Origin of the sequence: Neobacillus drentensis (assembly GCF_036962765.1) — a bacterium.
Lineage (GTDB): Bacteria > Bacillota > Bacilli > Bacillales > Cytobacillaceae > Neobacillus > Neobacillus drentensis_C.
Window position 1 is genome coordinate 1 of sequence record NZ_JBALOS010000433.1, and the last position, 342, is coordinate 342.

Consider the following 342-nt stretch of genomic DNA (forward strand, 5'->3'; position numbering starts at 1 on the left):
AGATTTAATGGTCTTAATAAGTTGGAAATTTTTAGTCTCGTATACACAAATTGTGCCAACTGTGTTTTTTTTGTAAAGAAGCTCGTCGTTTTTTGAAAAGTGTAGAGTGTCTGGATTATTTGGCTTTGTAAGCTCTATAACTTTTTCCCAAGTCTCTGTTTCAAAAATGTCTGTTTTTCCCCCCATCGTATGACACAATAACCTTTTGTCATTCGTTAGCACTATTTCATAAGAAGTTTTTAAATTCTTTATTAGGTTCATTTGAAACACACAATCCACCTCCAATTTAGTTTCACCGTTATTCTTCTTGATCTATCCAACTCCGTTACTTCAATAAGAAAA

General features: G+C 32.5%; 1 protein-coding gene. It reads right to left on the minus strand.

The window, feature by feature from the left end; all coding sequences use genetic code 11:
- The coding region (locus V7137_RS30425) for a hypothetical protein (RefSeq protein ID WP_335701521.1) at positions 1 to 270 on the minus strand (270 nt) is incomplete at its 3' end.
- Positions 271 to 342: the final 72 nt, after the last annotated feature.